Source organism: Amycolatopsis kentuckyensis (assembly GCF_002155975.1).
Classification (GTDB): domain Bacteria; phylum Actinomycetota; class Actinomycetes; order Mycobacteriales; family Pseudonocardiaceae; genus Amycolatopsis; species Amycolatopsis kentuckyensis.
This window is the reverse complement of sequence record NZ_MUMI01000607.1, coordinates 1-14,438: the sequence shown is the minus strand read 5'-3', so window position 1 is coordinate 14,438 and position 14,438 is coordinate 1. Positions and strand designations below refer to the sequence as shown.

Annotated in this window: 10 protein-coding genes; 7 read left to right on the top strand and 3 right to left on the bottom strand. The window is 71.7% G+C overall.

The annotated features are described in order from the left end of the window. The 3 genes from CCN39_RS43505 to CCN39_RS43495 form a co-directional block, all read left to right on the top strand. Positions 1-2,885, top strand: a 2,885-nt coding sequence (locus tag CCN39_RS43505; RefSeq protein WP_086852512.1) for an AfsR/SARP family transcriptional regulator, incomplete at its 5' end; no start/stop codon positions are given. Positions 2,886-3,045: 160 nt separating this feature from the next. Continuing rightward, positions 3,046-4,488, top strand: a complete 1,443-nt coding sequence (locus tag CCN39_RS43500) for a glycoside hydrolase family 19 protein (RefSeq protein WP_086852510.1) — start codon at positions 3,046-3,048, stop codon at positions 4,486-4,488. Between the two features lie 27 nt (positions 4,489-4,515). Next, positions 4,516-5,895, top strand: coding sequence for a CHAP domain-containing protein (locus CCN39_RS43495; protein WP_143264380.1), 1,380 nt, complete (start codon positions 4,516-4,518; stop codon positions 5,893-5,895). Between the two features lie 68 nt (positions 5,896-5,963). Here CCN39_RS43495 and CCN39_RS43490 read toward each other — a convergent pair whose 3' ends face one another. Next, entirely contained in the window at positions 5,964-6,629 is a 666-nt protein-coding gene (locus CCN39_RS43490) for a DedA family protein (protein ID WP_086852508.1), read from the bottom strand. A gap of 108 nt (positions 6,630-6,737) precedes the next feature. Between CCN39_RS43490 and CCN39_RS43485 the strand changes: the two genes are divergently transcribed. After that, on the top strand, positions 6,738-7,850 hold the full coding sequence (locus tag CCN39_RS43485; protein ID WP_244211279.1) for a sensor histidine kinase: 1,113 nt from the start codon (positions 6,738-6,740) through the stop codon (positions 7,848-7,850). After that, positions 7,841-8,485: a response regulator transcription factor gene (locus tag CCN39_RS43480; protein WP_086852506.1), complete on the top strand. Its 645-nt coding sequence runs from the start codon at positions 7,841-7,843 to the stop codon at positions 8,483-8,485. Before CCN39_RS43485 ends, CCN39_RS43480 begins: the two co-directional genes overlap by 10 nt. A 23-nt stretch (positions 8,486-8,508) precedes the next feature. On the opposite strand, the gene CCN39_RS43475 is transcribed toward CCN39_RS43480, so the two are convergent. Then, positions 8,509-10,155 carry a DNA repair helicase XPB gene (locus CCN39_RS43475; protein ID WP_086852504.1) on the bottom strand — a complete coding sequence of 549 codons (1,647 nt, stop codon included), beginning with the start codon at positions 10,153-10,155 and terminating at the stop codon, positions 8,509-8,511. Positions 10,156-10,244: 89 nt separating this feature from the next. Between CCN39_RS43475 and CCN39_RS43470 the strand changes: the two genes are divergently transcribed. Beyond that, complete coding sequence (locus CCN39_RS43470; protein WP_086852502.1) at positions 10,245-10,871, top strand: LppU/SCO3897 family protein; 627 nt, start codon at positions 10,245-10,247, stop codon at positions 10,869-10,871. Between the two features lie 9 nt (positions 10,872-10,880). Here CCN39_RS43470 and CCN39_RS43465 read toward each other — a convergent pair whose 3' ends face one another. Further along, positions 10,881-11,846, bottom strand: coding sequence for an ABC transporter substrate-binding protein (locus CCN39_RS43465; RefSeq protein ID WP_086852500.1), 966 nt, complete (start codon positions 11,844-11,846; stop codon positions 10,881-10,883). Between the two features lie 186 nt (positions 11,847-12,032). Here CCN39_RS43465 and CCN39_RS43460 point away from each other — a divergent pair. Next, positions 12,033-14,438, top strand: a 2,406-nt coding sequence (locus CCN39_RS43460; protein ID WP_244211278.1) for a sensor histidine kinase, incomplete at its 3' end; no start/stop codon positions are given.

Genomic DNA, 14,438 nt, shown 5'->3' with positions numbered 1-14,438 from the left:
ACCAGGCCCGCGCCGCCGTCTACACCTACGTCTCCGCCCTGCGCCGTGCGCTGGCCGACGGCGGCGACCCCGAGGTCATCGCGCGCAGCGGCGGCGGGTACCGGCTGGCCGTCGACCTCGACCAGGTCGACCTGCACACCTTCGTCCGGGAGGCGTCCGCGGGCCGTCGTGCCAAGGCGGCCGGCGAACCCGGCCGGGCCATCGCCCACCTCCGGCAGGCGCTCGCGGTGTGGCGGGGGAGCGCGCTCGGCGGGACGCAGGGCCTGTGGGCCGACAATGAACGCGCCCGGCTGGAGGAACTGCGGATCGCGGCGCTGGAGGACCGCGTCGACGTCGAGCTGGAGACCGGCGAAGGCGAATCGCTGGTCTCGGAGCTGACGTCGGCCGTCGCCGAGCACCCGCTGCGCGAGCGCCTGCGTGCCCAGCTCATGCTCGCCCTGCACCAGAGCGGCCGCCGGGGCGACGCGCTCGCCTGCTACCAGGACGGGCGGAAGACGCTGCGCGCCGAGCTCGGCCTGGAGCCCGGCCCGGTGCTGCTCGCGGCCCACGAGCGCGTCCTGCGTGACGAACACGAGGCGCCGGCGTCGCGACCGGGAAGCGACCTGCGGGTCCCGGTGCCGAGCCAGCTCCCGTTCGACATCGCCGACTTCACCGGCCGCGGGCACGAAGTGGCGGAGCTGACGCGGTGGTTGTCCGACGCCGAGGCCACCGGCTCGCGGCTGTGCGCGGTCTACGGCAAGCCCGGCGCGGGCAAGAGCACGGTCGCCGCGCACGTCGCGCACCGCGTCCGGGAGCAGTTCCCCGACGGCCAGCTCTACGCCTCGTTGCGCGGGGTGCAGGCCGTCCGCGCCGATCCGGCCGAGGTGCTGGCGGGTTTCCTGCGCGCGCTGGGCGTGGCGGAGGCGGACATCCCCGCGCGCGCCGAGGAACGCGCCCAGCTCTACCGCACGCTGCTCGCCGACCGGCGCATCCTCGTGGTGCTCGACGACGCGTCCGACGAACGGCAGGTGCGCCCGCTGCTGCCCGGCGGCCACACCTGCGCGGCGCTGGTGACCAGCCGGGAACGCCTCGGCGCGCTCGGCGGCGCCGCCCACCTGCACCTGCCCGTGCTGGACGAAGCGGAAGCACTGGACCTCCTGGGCCGGGTCATCGGCGACGCCAGGGTGGCGGAACAGCCCGAAGCCGCCCGCGAGCTGGTGCGCCTGTGCGGCAACCTGCCGCTGGCCGTGCGGATCGCCGGCGCGCGCCTCGCCGCCCGGCCGCAGTGGAAGGTCGGCAGGCTCACCGAGCGCCTCCGCGTGCAGCACCGGATCCTGCAGGAGCTCACCCTCGGCGACCTCGAGGTGCGCGGCAGTTTCGCGCTCAGCTACGACGGCCTGGACGACCGCGAACGGACCGCGTTGCGCCGGCTCGGCCTCCTCGACGTCTCCTCGTTCGGGGCGTGGGTGGTGGCGCCCCTGCTCGGCTGCGACGGCCACGAAGCGGAGGAAGTGGTCGAGCGGCTCGTCGATGCCCAGCTGCTCGACGTGTCCATTGTGGACGACAACGGCGGCGCCCTGCGCTACCAGATCCACGACCTGACGCGCGCCTTCGCCCGGGAACGCGGCGAGGCGGAGGAGACCGCGGACGAGGTCAAGGCGTCGGCCGAGCGGGCCGCCGAGTGCTGGCTCGGGCTGGTCGAGCTCGTGGGCCGCCGGGCTCCGCACGCTCCCGCCGAAGGCAGCGCGCTGGCGCGGTACCTGGCGCCGGCACAGATCGACGAGATCCTCATCGACCCGGAGGCGTGGTTCGACGCGGAGCAGACCGGCCTGGTCGGCGTGGTCGAGCGGGTCAGCGGGCTGGACCTCACCGACGTCGCCACCCGGCTGGCGGCGGCGTTGTGCTCGTCGGTATTCGCCGTGCGCAACCTGTTCGGGCAGTGGTGGCGCACGCACAACGCCGCGCTCGCCGCCGCGCGCCGGACCGGCGACCGCACCGGCGAGGCACGGCTGCTGTCCGGGCTGGGCTGGCTGCGGTACGAACAGGACCGCTTCGACGAGTCGATCGCCTACCACGAGCAGGCCCTCGCCGCGTACGAGCTGGACGGCGACCGCCGCGGGGAGGCGATGAGCCGGCTCGACCTCAGCGTCGTGCAGTGCGAGTACGGCCAGTTCGCGCAGGCCCGGCACTCGCTCGACCTCGCCCTGCCCGCGCTGCGGGAGCTGGGCGAGAAGCAGGCCGAGATCCAGGCGCTCCACGGGCTCGGCCGCGTCCTCACCGAACAGGGCGAACTCGACGAGGCCTTGGTCGCCGCCGAACTCGCCGTGGCGGGGTACGCGACGACGGGCGACGGGAGCAGTCACGCGCTCGCCCTGCGTTCGGTGGGCCTCGTCCACCGCGCCGCCGGACGGCTCACCGAGGCGGCCCGGTGCAGCCAGGAGGCGGTGGACCTGCTGCGCGCCGCCGACGACCCGCTGATGTCCGCCTACGCCGTGCAGTCGCTCGCCAAGGTCCGCATTCGCCAGGGCCGCGGCGAGGAGGTGCGCGAGGCGGTGCTCGGCTGCCTCGCCACCTGCCACGAGATGCAGGACGGCTTCGGCCAGGGCCTGATGTTGCGCACCTTGGGCGAACTGGAGCTCGCCGCCGGGCGGTTCGTCGACGCGCGTGCCCACCTCGAGCGGTCGGTCCAGTGGTGGGACGCGCTGATGCTCCCGGTGTGGCGGGCGCGCGCCCTGCGCGACCTCGCCACGACGCTCGACGCCCTCGGCGAGGCCGCGGGCGCCGAAGCGGCGTGGACGGAGGCCGCGGGCATCTTCCGGCTGCACGGCAGCCGGGAGGCGCGGGAGCCCCGGCCGGTGGTCCGGCTCTCGAACCCGGCTGAAAGTTCTCCTTCCGTCCGACGCTGATCGGGACGTTTCCGCTGGTCGACGCCTCAAAAAAGGCTTTCAGGTTTCTTTGATCCCGGCGGGAGAAGCTTCTTCCCGTCCCGAGGAGGGCGCAGGGGGTCGCAACTACAGCGCCCCTCGGGACCTGCGGATCTTTCCCGAGGTGAAGAAGGGAACAACCATGTCCACGCTCAAGAAGACGCTGGGCCGGGCCGCCACCGCGGCGCTCGTCGCGGGGCTCGCCGTCGCCGGCCTGCAGGCGACCGCGTCCGCCGGGGACCTCCCGCCGGGTGCGAACCGCATCGGTGTGCTGGCCGGCGGCAAGCTGCTCGTGAAGGAAGGCAACCTCTACGCCTCCTGGGTCGAGGAGATGACCGGGGTGCAGAAGTTCGAGATCTCGGGCGACCGGATCGGCGTGCTGACCGCGGACTCGAAGGTCTTCGTCAAAGAGGGCAACCTGTGGACGGACTGGGTGGAAGAAGCGGGCAACGTCCGCGACTTCCGGCTCGCCGGCAACCGGATCGGCGTGGTGCGCAACGACGGCACCGCCGCGGTCAAGGACGGCACCCTGAGCGCGACCTGGGTGGAGCAGACCAGCGGCGTCAAGGACCTGGAACTGACCCCGGACCGGGTCGGCGTGGTGTTCGAGAACGGCCTGGCGACGGTCAAGGAAGGCAACCTCTACTCGCCGTGGGTGGACCAGCTGGGCTCGGTCGCCGACCTCGAGCTCTCCGCCGACCGGATCGGTGTCCTGCGCACCGACGGCACCGTGGCCGTCAAGGAGTCCAACCTCTGGTCCAACTGGGTCGAAGAGGTTTCCGGCGTCAAGCAGCTCGAGTTGTCCGGCAGCCGCATCGGTGTCGTGCTCGACAACGGGCTCGCGACGGTCAAGGAAGGCAACCTCTACGCCTCCTGGGTGAACCAGCTCCCCGGCGCCGCCGCCCTGCAGATCGCCGGTGACCGCATCGGCGTGCTGCGCACCGACGGGAGCGTCACCGTCAAGGACGGCGGCCTCTACGGGACGTGGGTCGAGCAGACCAACGGCATCCAGCAGCTGGCGCTCGCCGCCGCCGGCGCCACCTCGACCGGTGGCCAGGTCTCGCCGGCCGACATCACCGCCGTCTACGGCTCGACCTACGCCACCGACACGGTCGCGGCCGGGCTGCCGAGCCTCAACGCCGAGATGGCCGCCGGCGGCATCACCACGCCGAGCCGCAAGGCCGCGCTGCTCGCCACGCTCAAGCACGAGAGCGGTTTCCGCTACAACGCCGGTGAAGCGGGCAACGCCGACGTGTACCGCGGCCGCGGGTTCATCCAGCTGACCAACGACTTCAACTACCGGTCCGCCGGCGACGCGCTCGGCCACGACTTCCTGAACCACCCCGGCGACGCCGCCACGCTCGACTGGAGCGCCAAGATCGCCCGCTGGTACTGGACCTCCCACAACATCAACGCCGCCGCCGACAACTACGACATGGGCGCGGTGGGCCGCGCGATCGGCTACTCCTACGCCCTCGACCCGACCGAGTCGCTCAACCGCTGCGCCGACTACAAGAAGGCGCTCGCCTACTTCAACGGCGGCTCGCTGCCCGTCGCCGACGGCGCCATCACCTGCACCCGCTGATCTCCGGTGCCTCCGAAGGAGAACCTCATGTCGCTCAAGCGAGTCACCACGACCGTCCTCGCCGCCGCCGTCCTCGCCCTGCTGGGCGCCGTCCCCGCCGGCGCGGATTCGCGGACCGACGTCCGCGACCTCGCCGCCGCCAACCTGCACAAGCAGACCTGCAGCACGAACAGCCTCGGCGGCGTCGGGTTCATGGACAGCTGCCGGATGCAGTGGGCCTGGTGCGCCGACTTCGTCAGATGGGTGTGGGGCAACCGGAACCTCAACACCGACCGGCTGACCGCCGCCGCGGGCAGCTTCTACCTGTACGGCCAGCAGAAGGGCACGCTGCACACCGATCCCGGGTACGTCCCGCAGGTGGGGGACGCGGTCGTCTTCCGGTACCAGGGCAACGGCTACGCCGAGCACGTCGCGATGGTCGACACGGTGAACGCCGACGGCACCATCCGCACGATCAACGGCAACTGGGGCAACGGCGGCCCCGGCAGCACCAGCGTCGAGTACTTCACCGGGCCCGGCCGGGTCGGCCAGTCCATCGCCGGCCAGCCGATCTCCGCGTTCGTCAGCCCGGTCGGCCTGACCGACCCGGCGAAGCCCGTCACCCCGCGCCTGGGCGTGCGGTTCAACGACAGTTCGGTGCAGGTGAAGGAAGGCAACCTCTACGCCGGCTGGACCGCGGTGCACGGTGGCGGCATCGCCAAGTCCGAAGTGCACGGTGACATGGTCGGCGTGCTCACCGGCAGCGGCGACCTCTACGTCAAGCAGGGCAACCTGTACCAGGAATGGTTCCTGCAGGCCGACAACGTCAAGGACTTCGCGCTCGAGTCTTCGACCGGCCGCATCGCCGTCCTGCGCACCGACGGCACGGTCGCCGTCAAGGCGGGCGGCCTGCAGGGCGGCTGGGTCGAGGAAACGAGCAACGCCAAGGAAGTCGAGCTCTCGGGCGACTACATCGCGGTGGTGGACAACAACGGCATGGTGTACGCCAAGCAGGGCAACCTGTACGCGGGCTGGGTCGACGAGCTGCCCGGTGCGGCCGACGTCGAACTGGACGCGAGCACCGGCCGCATCGCGGTCGTCCGCACCGACGGTTCGCTGACGGTCAAGGAAGGCGGCCTGTACGGCTCCTGGGTCGAGCAGACGTCGGGGGTGCAGCAGGTCGACCTGTCCGGCGACTACCTGGGTGTGGTGTTCACCAGCGGGCTGGCGTCGGTCAAGCAGGGCAACCTGTACGCGGGCTGGATCGACCAGCTCGCGAACACCGCGAAGATCGAGGTCGACGCCCCGACCGGCCGGGTCGGCGCGCTGCGCACGGACGGTTCCTTGACGGTCAAGGAAGGCGGCCCGTACGGCACCTGGGTCGAGCAGACCGGCGGGGCCGGGGACTTCCAGCTGACGAACTACTGATTGCCGGGGGTAGGGGTGAGGGCCACGTCGAGGGGGCGTGGCCCTCACCCTTGTGCCGGTGCGGGTTTTCACCGCTCGCTCGCAGTCCGGCGGGTGGCCGGCCGGTTGCGCAGCCGGACCGCCACGAACAGGCCGATCGCCACAGCCACCGCCGCCAGCACGGCGTACTGGAACACCGCCGCGTAGCGGTCGACCAGCGACCAGCTCTCGCCGAGCAGATAACCCGCGACGACGAACGCCGTGTTCCACAGCAGGCTCCCCGCCGTGGTCAGCACCAGGAAACGGCCGAATCCCATGCGCTCGACACCGGCCGGCAGGGAGATCAGGCTGCGGAAGATCGGCACCATCCGCCCGAGGAACACCGCCTTGCCGCCGTGGCGGGCGAACCACGCTTCCGTGCGGTCGAAGTCCTTCACCGTCATCAGCGGGATGCGGCTCACCAGCGCGCGGGTGCGGTCGCGGCCGAGCAGCGCGCCCAGCCAGTAGACGAGCACCGCGCCGGCCAGGGACCCCAGCGTCGTCCAGAACAGGGCGCCGAGGAGGGTGAAAGCGCCCCGGCTGGCGGAAAACCCGGCGAGTGGGAGCACCAGCTCGCTCGGGATGGGCGGGAACAGGTTGTCGAGGCCGACGATGATCGCGGCGCCGGGCCCGCCGAGCGCGTCGATGAGCCCGACGGCCCAGCCGGCCAGCCCGGTCATCGGCTCGGCGGGGGCGGTGGTGAGCAGGATGTCCATGGCCCCGAATCTAGGAATCCGGGCCGGTCAGGACATTGCAGAACACCACCCGGAAGATTACGGAAAACCGCAATACCGACCGGCCGCCGCCTGGCTAGCCTGGATCGCGTGATCACTTCAGCTGCGCGCACCTCGGCGGGCGTCGGGATCGGCGGGCTCACCGGGCTCGCCGAGGTCCTGTACGTCGTCCTGAGTGCACCCCTGCTCGTCGTTCCCGCGACGCGCCGGGCCGTGCTGCGCGGCGCGTACCGGCTCGCCTGGTTCGAACGGTTCCGGTTGTGGCGGTTCCACGGGCAGGTCAACGCCCACGACTACGACGGTATCCGGGCTCTTCAATACCTGTCCTTGCGCTCGCTCGTCGGTTTGCTCGGTGTGGGCGTCTGGGTGTGTATCGGCGCCGGCGTGGCGACGGCGGTCGTCTACGCCAAGCAGCTGTTCGCCGGGCGCGCTCCCGGCGGCGAGGGTGCGGGAACCGTCCTCGGCTGGCTCCTGATCGCCGGGCTCGCCGCGATCGCGGCGTTCCTCTGCGGGCAGGGCATCTCCGGCGTCGTCACGCTGGACCGGAAGCTGGCCGATCGCTTCCTCACCCCGAGCTACCGGATCCTGCTCGAGCGCCGGATGTTCCACCTCGAGCACACCCGTGCGGAAGTCGTCGAGGCGGTGAACGACGAACGCCGTCGCATCGAACGCGCCTTGCACGACGGCGTGCAGCAACGGCTGGTCGCACTGGGCCTGCTGCTCGGCCGGGCGCGGCGCACGGGGGACGCCGATCTGGTCCGGCAGGCGCACGAGGCAGCGCAGACCGCTCTGCACGAACTGCGGGAGGTTTCCTGGCACGTGTACCCGATCGCGCTCGACGACGGTCTCGACACCGCTCTCGAATCCCTCGCCGAACGAGCGACCATCCCGGTCAAGGTGCGGTACCTCGCCCTCCTGCCCCCTTCGCTCGAGCTGGCGACCGTCATCTACTTCGTGGCGTCGGAATCCGTCACCAACGCGGCCAAGCACTCCGGCGCGACGGCCATCTCGATCGATGTCCGCCTCTGGGCCGGGAAGTACATCGTGGAGATCGTCGACGACGGCTCGGGTGGTGCCGAGCCCGCCGGTACCGGCGGGCTCGCCGGCCTGGCGCGGCGGGTGGCGGCGGCGGACGGGCAGTTCACCGTGCACAGCCCGGACGGCGGCCCGACGACGGTGCGGGCGGTGCTGCCGTGCGGGTGATCCTGGCGGAGGACTCGACGCTGCTGCGCGAAGGCCTGGTGCGGCTGCTGGCCGAGGAAGGCCACGACGTCGTCGCCGCGGTCGGCGACGGAAAAGCGCTCGTCGAGGCCACCGCGCAGGAGAAGCCCGACGTCGTCGTCACCGACGTGCGGATGCCGCCGACCCACACCGACGAGGGACTGCGCGCCGCCCTCGAGATCCGGGAGAAGTGGCCGGAAACCGGGGTGCTCGTCCTTTCCCAGTACGTCGAGAAGCGGTACGCCGCCCAGCTGATCGAGGGGGACGGCAGCCGCGTCGGCTACCTGCTCAAGGATCGCGTGGTCCAGGTCGGTGAGTTCCTCGACGCGCTGAAGCGGGTGGCCGAAGGCGGCGCGGCCTTCGACCCGGAGGTGGTGCGGCGGCTGGTGGCCCGGTCGTCCCACGAGATCGCGCTGGGCCGGCTGACCCAGCGGGAGCGGGACGTCCTGGAGAAGATGGCGCAGGGGCACACGAACACGAGCATCTCGCAACTGCTGTACATCTCGCAGAGCTCGGTCGAGAAGCACGCCAACGCGATCTTCGACAAGCTCGACCTGCCGCAGGCGGCGGGCTACAGCCGTCGGGTGCTCGCCGTCCTGCGTTACCTCGGCTCGTGAGCCGGCGGGGGTGGGTGATGGGGTCAGAGCGGCCGGAGCAGGTCGTCCGCGTCCACGATGTGGTACGCGTAGCCCTGCTCCGCCAGGAACCGCTGGCGGTGTGCCGCGTACTCCGTGTCCACCGTGTCGCGCGAAACGATCGAATAGAAGTGCGCCTGCCGCCCGTCGCCCTTGGGGCGCAGCAGCCGTCCCAGCCGCTGGGCCTCCTCCTGCCGGGACCCGAACGTGCCCGAGATCTGGATCGCCACCGAGGCCTCGGGCAGGTCGATCGAGAAGTTCGCCACCTTCGAGACCACCAGCGTCCGGATCTCGCCGCGGCGGAACTTGTCGAACAGCTCCTCGCGCTCCTTGTTGCGGGTGGCGCCCTGGATCACCGGGGCGTCGAGCTCGTCACCGAGCATTTCCAGCTGGTCGAGGTACGCGCCGATCACCAGGGTCGGCTCGCCCGCGTGCTTGGCCACGATCGACTTGATCACCGGGGTCTTCGTCAACGCCGTCGCCGCCAGCTTGTAGCGCTCGTCGGCCTCGGCCGTGGCGTACTCGAGGCGCTCCGCGTCGGTCAGCGTTACGCGGACCTCCGTGCACTCCGCCGGGGCGATCCAGCCCTGGGCCTCGATGTCGCGCCACGGCACGTCGTAGCGCTTGGGCCCGATCAGCGAGAAGACGTCGCCCTCGCGGCCGTCCTCGCGGACCAGCGTGGCGGTCAGGCCGAGGCGGCGGCGGGACTGCAGGTCCGCCGTCATCCGGAACACCGGTGCCGGGAGCAGGTGGACCTCGTCGTAGACGACCAGGCCCCAGTCGCGGGAGTCGAACAGCTCCAGGTGCCGGTACTCGCCCTTGGTCTTGCGGGTGATCACCTGGTAGGTGGCGATGGTGACCGGCCGGATCTCCTTCTTCTCGCCGGAGTACTCGCCGATCTCCTCCTCGGTCAGCGACGTCCGCGCGATCAGCTCGCGCTTCCACTGCCGGCCGGCCACCGTGTTCGTGACCAGGATCAGCGTCGTCGCCTCGGCCTTGGCCATCGCCGCCGCGCCGACCATCGTCTTGCCCGCCCCGCAGGGCAGCACGACGACGCCCGAGCCGCCCGCCCAGAACGCCTCCGCCGCCTGGCGCTGGTAGTCGCGCAGGTGCCAGTCCGTCTCGTCCAGGGCGATCGGGTGGGCTTCGCCGTCGACGTACCCGGCCAGGTCCTCGGCCGGCCAGCCGACCTTCAGCAGCGCCTGCTTCAGCCGCCCGCGCTCGGACGGGTGCACGATGACGGTGTCCTCGTCGATCCGGGCGCCCAGCATCGGGCTGATCTTCTTGTTCCGGACGACCTCGGCCAGCACCGCGCGGTCGGTGGTCGACATCACGAGGCCGTGCGCCGGGTGGTTGGCGATCTGGAGCCGCCCGAACCGGCCCATGACGTCGACGACGTCGATCAGCAGCGGCTGCGGCACCGGGAAGCGCGAGTACGTCGTCAGCGCGTCGACGACCTGCTCGGCGTCGTGGCCGGCGGCGCGCGCGTTCCACAAGGCCAGGGGCGTGATGCGGTAGGTGTGGACGTGCTCGGGCGCCCGTTCGAGCTCGGCGAACGGCGCGATCGCGATCCGCGCGTCATCGGCCTGGGGGTGGTCGACCTCCAGGAGCACGGTCTTGTCGGACTGGACGATCAGCGGGCCATCAGTCACAACTACTGTTATACGTGCCTCGCTCCGGCCCGCTCCTCTCGCGGGTCCGCCGGTGGGTCGAGGTGCCGAGGGGATCACTGGAGGGCACGTTGACCACACCGCCGTTCGACGACAACCCGTTCCGGTCGCCGGGCTACCCGCAGCCCGCGCCGATGCCGCCGGTTCCGGGGCAGCAGCCGATACCGCACTGGTTCACCGTGAAGGTGCGGATCACGCTGGTCGCGTGCGTCGTCGCCGCGCTGGGCCTGGGCGCGCTGGGCGCGATGGGCATCTACTGGGCCGACCGCAGCGGGCCGCCGGGAGACGGCGACTGCCTGTACCTGACGCGCGAAGGGGCGGGCAAGCTCGCCTACCACCGCGTCGGCTGCAGCGAGAACACCGCGACGTACAAGGTCGAGAACTCCTACGGGTCCAGCGCCTGCGCGCGTGGCGACTACGTGCGGTTCCGCACCGGGTCCGGGTCCGGGTCCGGGTCCGGGTCCGGCAGGATGCTCTGCCTCGCCCTGAACGTCGAGGCCGGCGACTGCCTGCGCGACATCGAGGACGAGAGCACGATCGGCAAGGTGTCCTGCACCGACCCGGCGGCGCAGGAGCGCGTCGAGATCCTCTCCGGCTACGACCGCGACGACAAGTGCGAGGGCGCCGACGACGTGTTCACCTACGCCGGGCCGCCGGCCCGCACGGTGTGCCTGATCAAGACCGGGGAGAACATCTAGCCGATCGGGCTAGTACCCGGTCTGGTCGGGGAGCAGGCCCTGGACGTCGAGGCGGTTCGCCAGCAGGCCCGAGTTGTGCATCAGGTCGGCGACGCGCTGCAGCCGGATGCCGTTGAGCGACGCCGGGTACGAGCCGAGCGAAATCAGCGCGGCCGTCGTCGTGTCGATGTCGGAGAACTTCGGCAGCGCGTCACGCACGATCGCCGGGTCCGTCGCGCTCTGCTGGGCGGCGCCCAGCGCGGTGCGGAACGCCCGGAGCGTCCGGGGGTTGGCCTGCGCGAACGGCTTGGCCGCGACGTAGCCGGAGAGCGGGAAATCGAGCGTCGACCCGCGGGCGCCGTCGGCCAGGATGTGCGCGCCCAGGTCCTTCTCGGCGCGGGTGATGTACGGCTCGATCATCAGCGCGGCGTCCGCGTCGCCCGCCTGCAGGGACTGCGGCATCCGGTCGAACGGCACCGCGGTGAACTTGATCTTCGCCTCGTCGACGCCCGCGGTGCCCAGCACCGAGCGCGCGACGAGGGCGCCGACGTCGTCGAGCATGTTCACCGCGATCTTCGGGGACCTCTTCGCCGTCGGCACCGTGTAGTCCGAGTCCGGCAAGGTCACCAGGGCCATCGTGTTGGGGCCGGCTGTGTAGGCCTCGCCCTGCAGCTGCAACGCCGTCCCGCCGGCCGCGGCGCGGAACATCGCGATGTCGGAGGCGAAGGTGACGTCGAGGTCGCCGGCGGCCAGCTTCGCGAGCCCGTCGTCCGCGCCGAGTTCGACGAGCTGCACGTTCAGCCCGGCGGAACCGAACTTCCCGGCCGCGACGGCGATCCGCAGCGGGGCCGTGTCGATGGCGTTGCCCACACCGACGCGCAGGGTGGTCCGCTCCAGCGGCGGCGGGGGCGCGGGGGTGCCGGAAGAGAACACGCTGCATCCTGCGGTCGCCAGAAGCGCCGCTACCAGCGGAATCAGCCGTCCGCGTCTGTTCATGACCCTTCACCTACCGCGAGAATCTGGTTCTCGTGCTGGATCGTATGGTCCGCGCCCCATACGATCGCGGGCAGGGCCGTATCGTGCCAGCGCGGCTTTCGGATCTTCATGGGGCGGGCTACCGTTCAGTAGGTTCGAGTGTCGTTCGATCCGCGGGTTCCCGCCCGCGGCGGAAAAGGAAACCAGGTGACCCGTCGCGACAAGCGTCCCCGCAAGGGCGGCGACGCGGCGGATCCGCGTCCGGCGGGTGGCCGCTGGCGATTGCGGAACTGGCGTCTCGGCACGAAGCTCTTCGCCGTCCTCCTCATCCCGGCGCTGGCCGTGATCGCGCTCGTCGGCCTGCGGATCAGCTCCGACCTGCGCGACGCCCGGCAGCTGGCCGAGTTCGCCACGCGCGGCCGGGTCGACAACACGGTCGCCGAAGCCTTGCACGAGCTGCAGCGCGAGCGCGACCTCACCGTGCGGTTCGTCGCCCAGAACCGGCAGGGCGACACCGCCGAGCTCAGCGCCCAGCGCACCCGCGTCGACCGGGGCATCGGCACGTTCGAGCGCACCCTCGCCGACAGCAAGCCGCGGCTCGACGCGAAGGCCGCGGAAAGCCTGCAGCAAACCGACGACAGGCTGCGCGTGCTCGGTGGCCTGCGGTTCTCCGCGGAGCATTCGGCGTTCCCCGCCGACGCCGTGCTGCGCTCCTACAGCGAGCTGATCTCCGGCCTGCTCGACATCAGCGACTCCGCCGCCGCCGACGTCGCCGACCCGGAGCTCGCGCGGATGCGGCTGGCGGGCAACGCACTGGCCCGGATCAAGGACCAGATGTCGGTCAAGCGGGCGGTGATGGCCGAGGCGCTCGCGGCCGGCACCCTCAACCGCGACCGCACGCGCGCGCTGCTCGGCGCGGAGGCCGAACTGGCCGCCGCGCGCAGCGACTACCGCACCTTCGCCACCCCTGACCAGCAGCGGATGTTCGACGACACGGTGATCGGCCTGGTCGTCGACATCGGCAACGACATGGTCGAATCCGCGCTCACCCGCACCGAAAACGACCAGAACCTCTCCGGCCTCGACCCGAACCAGTGGGACACTTCGGCGACGCACACGGTGAACCTCACCCACCAGGTGCAGCAGGCGCTGCTGGTCCAGTTGCAGGAACGCACGGACGCCCTGGCGGCGCAGGCCCGGACGGCCGCGCTGTGGGACGGCGGCGTCGTCCTCGGCGTCCTGCTCGTCGCCGGCGTGCTGTCGGTGGTCATCGCGCGGTCCCTGTTGCGCCCCTTGCGGATCCTGCGCCGGACGGCTCTCGAGGTGGCCGAGCACCGGCTGCCCGCGGCCGTGCAGAACCTGCTCACCGATCCCGAGCCCGCGCCCGAGAACCTGCGGAAACGGCTCGCCGTCGCGCCCGTGCCGGTGTTCACCCGCGAAGAACTCGGCCAGGTGGCGCGCGCGTTCGACGCGGTGCACGGCGAGGCCGTCCGGCTCGCCGGCGAACAGGCGATGCTGCGCGAGAACGTCAACGCGATGTTCGTCAACCTCTCGCAGCGCAGCCAGGACCTCGTCGAACGGCAGCTTTCGGTGCTCGACCGGATGGAGGCCGACGAGCAGGACCCGGACACCCTCGCGGGGCTGTTCGAACTCGACCACCTCGCGACGCGGATGCGGCGCAACAGCGAGAACCTGCTGGTCCTGTCCGGCAACGACTCGGCGCGGGAGGACGCCGGCCCGGTGTCGGCCGACGAGATCATCGGGGCCGCGCTCTCGGAGGTCGAGCACTACCAGCGGATCGAACTCGGCCCGGCCCCGCAGGTCGCGGTGCGCGGGGAAGCCGTCAACGACCTCGTGCACGTCGTTTCGGAGCTGCTGGAAAACGCGACGCGGTACTCCGGCGAAGAGATCGTCACCGTGTCGAGCGCCGAAACCCACGACGGCGACTGGCAGATCGAGATCGTCGACCACGGCGCTGGCATGCCCCAGGCGGAGATCGACCGCACCAACGCCCGGCTCGCGCACCCGCCGGACGTCGACGTCGAGGTGTCGCGCCGGATGGGCCTGTTCGTCGTCGCGACGCTGGCCACGCGCCACCACATCGACGTCAGTCTCAGCGCGGGCGCGGAATCCGGGCTGGTCGCGACCGTGCTGGTGCCCGCGGCGCTGATCGTCGAGCTGCCGCCGATGCCGGCGCCGCCCCCGCCCGCGGAGCCGCCCGTCGCGCCGGAACCCGAGCTGCTGGCACCGCTCGCCCCGCTCACGCCGCCGGAGCCCGAACCCGAGCCGGAGCCGGAAGAGCTGTCGCCGCCGTCGATCGAGGCCGGGCCGCCGCGCCGGGCCCCGGTGGTGGCCCGCGACCAGGCGCCGGAGTGGCCGACCGTGGACGACGAGGCCCACCTGGACCTCGACGCCCCGACCGAGCGGATGCCCGCCTACCGCGACGTCCTGTCCCGCTGGTTCGACGCCGCCGCCGCGCCCGAACAGCCGCGGAAGCCGTCGGAGCCGCGCCCGGTCGCCGAGGACCCGAGGTCGGCTGAGCCCCAGCCGCGCTCGGTCGAGCCTCAGCCGCGGCCGGTCGAGCTGCAGTCGCGCCTGGTCGAGCCTCAGCCG